The sequence below is a fragment of the Cupriavidus sp. SIMBA_020 genome, assembly GCF_046535395.1.
GTDB lineage: Bacteria > Pseudomonadota > Gammaproteobacteria > Burkholderiales > Burkholderiaceae > Cupriavidus > Cupriavidus campinensis.
In genome coordinates this window covers 1-252 of the sequence record NZ_JAWRWU010001183.1, presented here as the reverse complement: position 1 = coordinate 252, position 252 = coordinate 1, and the positions used below count along the sequence as shown (strand labels likewise).

At 42.9% G+C, this 252-nt stretch carries 1 protein-coding gene; it reads right to left on the bottom strand.

Annotation, left to right across the window (positions count from 1 at the left end; genetic code table 11):
- Positions 1-195: hypothetical protein (locus SB751_RS33260; RefSeq protein WP_410749400.1), on the bottom strand; the 195-nt coding region annotated here is incomplete at its 3' end.
- Between the last annotated feature and the right edge of the window lie 57 nt (positions 196-252).

Here is a 252-nt window from a genome sequence, read left to right as displayed (position 1 = left end):
CTCTGCAAAGCTTGCTTGCGCTGCTAAGCCTATAGATGGCCAGTGTTCCCGATAAATCTTTAATAGGTAAGCTTGCTGCGCTGTATGGACAAGGAAATTATCGTTACTTAAACCACTATACAAACGCTCACTACTGAGAACATTAAGTTGCGGGTCAAAAGCGCTAAATATAGCGCTTATATTGTCAAAGGTCATTGTGGCTCTTATAGCTGTGCTAGAGGCTTAGCTTGCTCTTGCTCGTACTCTTCATAC